This is a genomic window from Terrimesophilobacter mesophilus (assembly GCF_014200375.1).
Lineage (GTDB): Bacteria > Actinomycetota > Actinomycetes > Actinomycetales > Microbacteriaceae > Terrimesophilobacter > Terrimesophilobacter mesophilus.
Window position 1 is genome coordinate 2,407,176 of the sequence record NZ_JACHBP010000001.1, and the last position, 6,713, is coordinate 2,413,888.

Sequence of the window (6,713 nt, forward strand, 5' to 3'; positions counted from 1 at the left end):
GAGAAGGGCTGCACAATGGAGAACCGCATGCCCTCGCCGGCCCGCGGATCACGCGGGCCGCTCGATGTGGCTCACGATCTCGATGGGGGCGAGGACGCCTCGAGCTCTCGCCGCCGAGATGTTCGCCATTCGCGTTGCCACGTTCTCTCCCAGCACGAGTTGCAGACCGAGTACGGGCGGTGGCCCCTCGTTGCCGGATGAAGCCCGCGAAACCGGCCCTTCGGACGCAGCCTGTTGCCGACTCTCCTGTTTGTCGATAGCGAAGCCCGCATCCCCCAGAAGTGAGAGGTAGTCGTCCGGTGTGGCGAGGAACGATGTGTCGACGGTGTCCGCCCAGGGCAAGGGGTACTCCACTTTTCCGTCGCCCACGACCATGAAATCGAAGATCGCGAATCTGGCTCCCGGCTTGAGCACGCGCGCGACGCTGCGAAACAGGGTGCTCTTGTCCTCGATGTTCATCCCGACGTGAATCATGGTCGCGGCATCGAAAACGGCGTCCTCGTACGGCAGGTCGAGCGCACTCCCGAGGGTGAACGTCACCCCGGCGGTGATGCCGGAGCGACGAGTCAGCGATGCCGCCGTCGTCACGAACCGTGGTGTCACGTCTATTCCGTCCACGATCGCTCCGAACTCCCGAGCGTACTGTCGTGCCGGCCCGCCGAGCCCGGATCCGATGTCGAGAATACGGGCGTGCGAGGTCAGTCCGACATCGTGCGCGAGCTGGCGCACCGTAGTCGCCCCGCCGACGTGCAATTCGTCGATGTCGGCGATGTCCTCGGGACGGATGCGTTCCGGATCGCGACCAGCGGCGGCAAGGGCTGCAAGGATCGACTCCTCGAGTCCGGGTCGGCCGTAATGCTCTCCAATGGCCTTGTCGACGTCCACGGCGGCCTCCAGCGGTTCGGCAATACGGGGCTCTGTGACGTGAACGCTACTCCGGTGCCTGGGTCGCGCGCCAGAGGTGCAGGTTCGCGTAGCTGCGGTAAGGCGACCAGACGGCCGCTCGTTCGACGATGCCGCGGGACGTGCCCGGAAGTCCCAGCACCGCGGCGCCTTTGAGCAGGACGAGATCCGTGGAGAGCAGGATGTCCTGCGCGCCGAGGCCGCGCATCGCGACATATCCCGCGGTCCACGCTCCGATGCCAGGCAACGCGACGAGTCGTTCTGTGAGCTGCGCGGGGGAGATGAGGTTGTCGATGGCGAGTTCGCCGGAAGCGAGGGCGATCGCCACGCCGTGGATGGCCGCCACCCGGGTGGCAGGGCCGCGGAGAACCTCGAGGCCACGCTCGGCGAACTGCAGGGCGGTGGGAAACATGCCCGTTCCGTCCAGCTGGAGAGCAAGCCTCCCGAGCACGGTGCGTGCGGCGGCGATCGAGATCTGTTGCCCGATCATGGTCCGCAGCACCTGTTCGTGGAGGTCGAGGGAGCCGGGCAGTCGGATCCCCGGCCGCGCAGCCACCGCCGCCTCGAGCGCGGGATCGGAGGCCAGGTGCGCATCGATCGCCGCGGAATCCGCATCGAGATCGAAGAGCATCCGCACCCGAGGAACCAGCTCCTCAGGGATGGCACCGCCGTCGAGAGTCGCGAGGACCGCGTCGGAGCCGTCGAGTCGAACATCCAGTCGTGCCGGTCCGCCCGGAGTCCGGATGTCGCGGCGATAGTGCTCTCCGTCACCGGCCTCGACGCCGGGAACCGCGTGGCCGGCCAGATAGCGCATGACACCGCGCCCGTCGAAGGGTGCGGCGGTCAACAGTCGAGTCGCGGTCACACCTTCACTCTCGCATGCCCGGCCCACGCCGATACGCTGGAGTCATGATCAACCCCCCGCACTCAGGGATCGTCGTGGTCGGCAGCGCCAACATGGATGTCGTCTTCTCCGTCGAACGGATCCCGGTCCCCGGCGAGACCCTCATCGCGGACTCCGTCGCGAAATATCCCGGCGGCAAGGGCCTCAATCAGGCCGTGGCCGCCGCGCGTTCCGGCGGTGACACGGTGTTTGTGGGGGCACTCGGAGCCGATGAGAACGGCGACGAGCTGTTCGCGACGATGTCCGATTCCGGCATCGATTCGACCCTCGTCCGTCGGGTGGATGTCGAATCGGGGCAGGCGTTCATCGTGGTCGCCGACAGCGCGGAGAACACCATCATCGTCGCGTCGGGGGCGAACGCAGAGGTCATGGCGCTCACCGCCGAGGAACGGGACCGGGTGACATCCTCAGCCGTCCTCCTCGCCCAGCTCGAACTGCCGCTCGAGGTCGTCATCGAATCCGCAAGGGAGGCGAGGGCCGCGGGGACCACGGTGATGCTGAATGCTGCGCCCGCTCGTGCGCTTCCCGACGAGCTCATCGACATCCTCGACTACCTCATCGTGAACGAGCACGAGGCCTGCCTGCTCGGTGGAAGCGACGACCTCGCCGAGGCATCCGTACGGCTGGCGGCCCGCGTTCCGCAGGTCATCGTGACGCTCGGAGCGGAGGGTTCGGTCCTGTACCAGGGAGGCCGGGAGCTCGCGAGGGTCCCCGCACGCCGCGTCATGGCGATCGACACCACGGGAGCCGGGGACACCTACTGCGGTGCGTTCGCGACGGCGATCGCCGCGGGGCGCGGCCTCACGGATGCTGCGGCGTTCGCGACGGCGGCATCGGCGCTGTCCGTGCAGAAGCTCGGAGCCGTGCCGTCGATCCCTGCGCGCGACCGCATCGATGCGATGCTCGGTGAGCCCTTGTGACGGACGCCGTCCTCTCCCGGCTGCGCGAAGCGCTCGGATCGGCTCTGTCCACCGACCCGTCCACGTTGGAGTCCACGCGTGCGGACAAATCCGGCCACGTCTCGGCCACGGCGCCGCTCGCCATCGTGACCGCCGGGTCGATCGAGGACGTCCAGGCGACACTGCGCATCGCCAACGAGTTCCGGATGCCCGTCGTCCCGCGCGGTGCCGGCACTGGTCTGGCCGGTGGTGCCGTCGGAGAGGCAGGCGAGATCGTGCTCTCGACGCTCGCCATGAACCGCGTGCTCGAGTTGTCGGTCGCCGACGAACTCGCCGTCGTCGAGCCCGGGATCCTCAACGGCGAGTTCAACGATTCGCTCCACGAGCACGGCCTCTGGTTCGCACCGGATCCGGCGAGCCGAGCGATCTCGACGATCGGCGGCAACATCGCCACGAACGCAGGCGGCCTGCTGTGCGCGAAGTATGGGGTCACCCGCGAGGCCGTTCTCGGTCTCAAAGTCGTACTCGCCGACGGCCGACTGCTCGACCTCGGCCACCGCAGCGTCAAGGGGGTGAGCGGGCTCGACCTCACCGCGCTCATGATCGGCTCCGAGGGCACCCTCGGTGTCATCGTCGAAGCGACGCTTCGGCTTCGCCCGCTGCCGCGCGGCACGGTCGCGACGATCGGCGCGTACTTCCCGGATATCGAGGCGGCTGCCACCGCATCCGCCGCGATCACGGCAGCCGGCCTCGCCCCCGCGGTCATGGAGTTGCTCGACGCCGCGTCTCTTCGCGCGATCGACGCGCATCTCGGGTCGAACCTGTCGTCGCGCGGTACCGCATACCTCCTGGTGCAGACGGATGGGGTGGCGAGCGCGTCCGAGGCGGGCGAAGCACTCGCGATCATCCGGTCGCTCGGCGGCGAGGCGGAACTCAGCACGGATGCCGCGGAGGGCGAGCGGCTGCTGGCGATCCGCCGCGCATTCCATCCTTCGCTCGAGGCGCAGGGGACAGTGCTCATCGAGGATGTCGCGGTGCCGCGCAGCATGCTGCCGGAGATGTTTCGCAGGATCGGCCTGCTCGAGCAGAAGTACCACATAGCGATCCCGACCGTCGCGCACGCGGGCGACGGCAACCTGCATCCCAACTTCCTCATCGACGGGCCCGCGACGGGCGGGCCGCCAGAGGTACCCGATCGCATCTGGGAGGCGGCGGGCGAGCTGTTCGCCGCCGCGCTCGCGCTCGGAGGTACGCTCACCGGTGAGCACGGTGTCGGCATCCTCAAACGGCGCTGGCTGGGCGACGAGCTCGGCGGCGACCAACTCGGACTCCAGCGCGAGATCAAGCGGTTGTTCGATCCGCAAGGGATACTGAACCCAGGCAAGGTTTTCTAGACTCACGCGAAGGAGCGCACATGCACACCGACACTCTCGCCACGGTTCTTGCCATCACCGTCTCGGTGTGGTCGCTTGCGGTCCTTCTCCAGCTCGTCGATGTCGTGACCGGCCACCAGGTGAGGCGGGCAGGGCGGGCGGCGGGCACGCGCGACCGCGACCGCATTCTCGCCTGGACGATCGCCGTGTGCGCGATCGTGCTCGTCCTCGTCGTCCTCGGTGTCGACTCCGCGTCGAGGCTGCTCCTCGACCGTGGGGAGATCCTGTGGGGTGCTCTCCTCCTGGTCGCTCTCGTCGCGGCCGGCGCTATCACCGCGCTGCTGGCCGCGCGCGCCCTTCGTCGGCCGCAGACCGGATACCAGGTATTCAGGGACGAATTGCGGGCGCAGACCGGTTCCCGCCTGGCCAAGGGGCGCCTCGCCGACTACCGCGCCTGGCTGACGGCGATCGATGCCCGCGCCAACGACGTTCGCCGACGGGTCATCCTGGGGCGATGGGTGAGGGCCATTCCGGTCGTCGTCGCCCTCGTTCTCCTGGTTGCCGCGATCTGGCTCGCGGCACTCGGGAAGCTCTCGGTGTGGGAGGTCGTGCTCGCGGTCGTCCCGGTCATCCTCAGCACGTGGCTGGCCGTGTGGGGAGCCCGTATCGCGCTCGCCAGGAATCTGGCCATTCACGCGGTGCATCAGAAGCAGCGCGCTGAGGCGATTCTCCTTCTCGAGGATCTCGATCGGAAGGCGCCCCGCAAGGTCGCGGGGCTGAGCGAACGCGTGTCGAGGGCACTCGCCATACTGCGGGAACAGCAGGGCCAGGAGAACCGCCAGCACTGACCAGGCGGCGCGGGCCCTTCGTGTCGAAACCGATAGACTTGCATGTCCGAAAACAAGGGGTGTGAGCCTGGGTGCCATCGAGCGAGCTTGAGCGCGAGCGTGAGTATGTGGGGATGTTGTACCGGCGGCTGGACGAGCTCCAGCGCGAGACGGAGGAGCAACTCGCGAGCGTCCGGTCACAGGGTGTCGGCGGCGGCCACCAGGCTCGGAGCGAGCGGGACAGCTTCGCACGGCTCTATGAAGATCGCATCCTCCAGCTGAGAGACGTCGGGGAACGGCTCGCATTCGGTCGCATCTCGGTGGATGGGGACGACGGGGAACTCCTGCATCGGTACATCGGCCGGATCGGTCTTCGTGACTCGGAGCGCGTGCCCATCCTTCTCGACTGGCGGGTGCCGCAGGCGAGCGCCTTCTACCAGGCGACGGCGAGAACTCCGATGGGGGCGAGGGCGCGACGCCACCTCATCTCGAGCGGCCGGAAGCTCGTCCGCATCGAGGACGAGGTCTTCGACCCCGAGCTCCTCGACGACGGCTCGCTGCAGTTGCAGGGCGAGGGAGCACTCCTCGCGGCGCTCACCGCCCAGCGAACCGGCCGCATGTCCGACATCGTCGCGACGATCCAGGCCGAACAGGACCGCATCATCCGCTCCGACCTCGGCGGCATCCTGGTCGTGCAGGGCGGGCCGGGAACCGGGAAGACCGCGGTGGCGCTGCATCGCGCCGCCTATCTTCTGTACTCGAACCGCGAGCGCCTGCGGTCGAGCGGTGTTCTCATCGTCGGGCCGTCGCGCTCATTCCTGAAGTACATCGAAGCCGTGCTGCCCTCTCTCGGCGAATCGGGCGTCGTTCTCGCGAGCGTGGGGCAGTTGTATCCCGGCGTCGAGGCGACTCAGGATGACCCGCCGAGCATCGCCCGCATCAAGGGACGCACGACCATGGCCTCCCTCCTCGCGCACGCGGTGGCGTCGCGCCAGCGTATTCCGGACGCCCCGCAGCCGATCGAGGTCAACGGCGACACGATCATTCTCGAGCCGGAGACCGTGGCGTCCGCGATCCAGCGCGGCCGAGAGAGCGGCAAGACCTACAACGAGGCGCGCGTCATCTTCGCCAAGGCGGCCGTCGCCTCGATCACGAGGACGCTCGCAGCCCAGCTCCGCGCTCAGGGCAACTCCCTCGACGAGTCCGACCTCGCGATGCTGCGGGAAGACGTGCGGAGCGCGCAGGATGCTCGGGTGGCACTCAATACGGCGTGGCTGCCCCTCACGCCGGAGAAGCTGCTTCAGGACCTCTATGCGAGACCGCACTGGCTCGCATCGCTCACGCCGGACTGGTCGGCGGCGGATCGCGAACTCCTCCGAAGGGACCGCACATCCCCCTTCACCATTTCGGACATCCCGCTGCTGGATGAAGCCGCAGAGCTTCTCGGCGAGGTGGCGACGGAGAACTCGGCTCTCAAGCGCGAGACCAGGCAGCAACGCCGTCGCGACATCGAGAACGCGGAACGTGCCATCGAGAACATGGGCGTCAAGGGGATCGTCAGCGCAGAATCCCTCGCGTCCGGTTTCGCCGAGTTCGCGGATGCCGGCACGACCGCCGAGCGCGCGGCTGCGGACCGGACCTGGGCGTTCGGTCACATCGTCGTGGACGAGGCCCAGGAACTGTCTCCCATGCAATGGAGGCTTCTCCTGCGCAGGGGACCGTCGAGATCGTTCACGATCGTCGGCGACATCGCGCAGGCCGCTGCCGTCTCCGCCGCCGAGACCTGGGAGCACGCGCTGATCCCGCT

General features: G+C 68.1%; 6 protein-coding genes. 4 read left to right on the forward strand and 2 right to left on the reverse strand.

Going from position 1 to position 6,713, the window contains the following annotated elements:
- Positions 1 to 48: 48 nt before the first annotated feature.
- Positions 49 to 885: a class I SAM-dependent methyltransferase gene (locus BKA04_RS11860; RefSeq protein ID WP_167309620.1), complete on the reverse strand. Its 837-nt coding sequence runs from the start codon at positions 883 to 885 to the stop codon at positions 49 to 51.
- A 46-nt stretch (positions 886 to 931) separates the two neighbouring features.
- A complete protein-coding gene (locus BKA04_RS11865; protein WP_232841903.1) occupies positions 932 to 1,768 on the reverse strand; it encodes a DNA-3-methyladenine glycosylase family protein in 837 nt (278 codons plus the stop codon).
- 44 nt (positions 1,769 to 1,812) lie between these two features.
- Between BKA04_RS11865 and BKA04_RS11870 the strand changes: the two genes are divergently transcribed.
- From BKA04_RS11870 to BKA04_RS11885, 4 genes are all read left to right on the forward strand, one after another.
- Positions 1,813 to 2,727: a ribokinase gene (locus BKA04_RS11870; RefSeq protein ID WP_104094573.1), complete on the forward strand. Its 915-nt coding sequence runs from the start codon at positions 1,813 to 1,815 to the stop codon at positions 2,725 to 2,727.
- Positions 2,724 to 4,100, forward strand: coding sequence for an FAD-binding oxidoreductase (locus BKA04_RS11875; RefSeq protein WP_104094574.1), 1,377 nt, complete (start codon positions 2,724 to 2,726; stop codon positions 4,098 to 4,100). Before BKA04_RS11870 ends, BKA04_RS11875 begins: the two co-directional genes overlap by 4 nt.
- Positions 4,101 to 4,120: 20 nt before the next feature.
- Positions 4,121 to 4,927, forward strand: a complete 807-nt coding sequence (locus BKA04_RS11880; protein WP_104094575.1) for a hypothetical protein — start codon at positions 4,121 to 4,123, stop codon at positions 4,925 to 4,927.
- Positions 4,928 to 5,040: 113 nt separating this feature from the next.
- The coding region (locus tag BKA04_RS11885) for a HelD family protein (protein ID WP_183320706.1) at positions 5,041 to 6,713 on the forward strand (1,673 nt) is incomplete at its 3' end.

Coding starts and splice junctions, on each gene's coding strand:
- BKA04_RS11870 (WP_104094573.1), top strand. CDS start 1,813: ATGATCAACCCCCCGCACTCAGGGATCGTCGTGGTCGGCAGCGCCAAC.
- BKA04_RS11880 (WP_104094575.1), top strand. CDS start 4,121: ATGCACACCGACACTCTCGCCACGGTTCTTGCCATCACCGTCTCGGTG.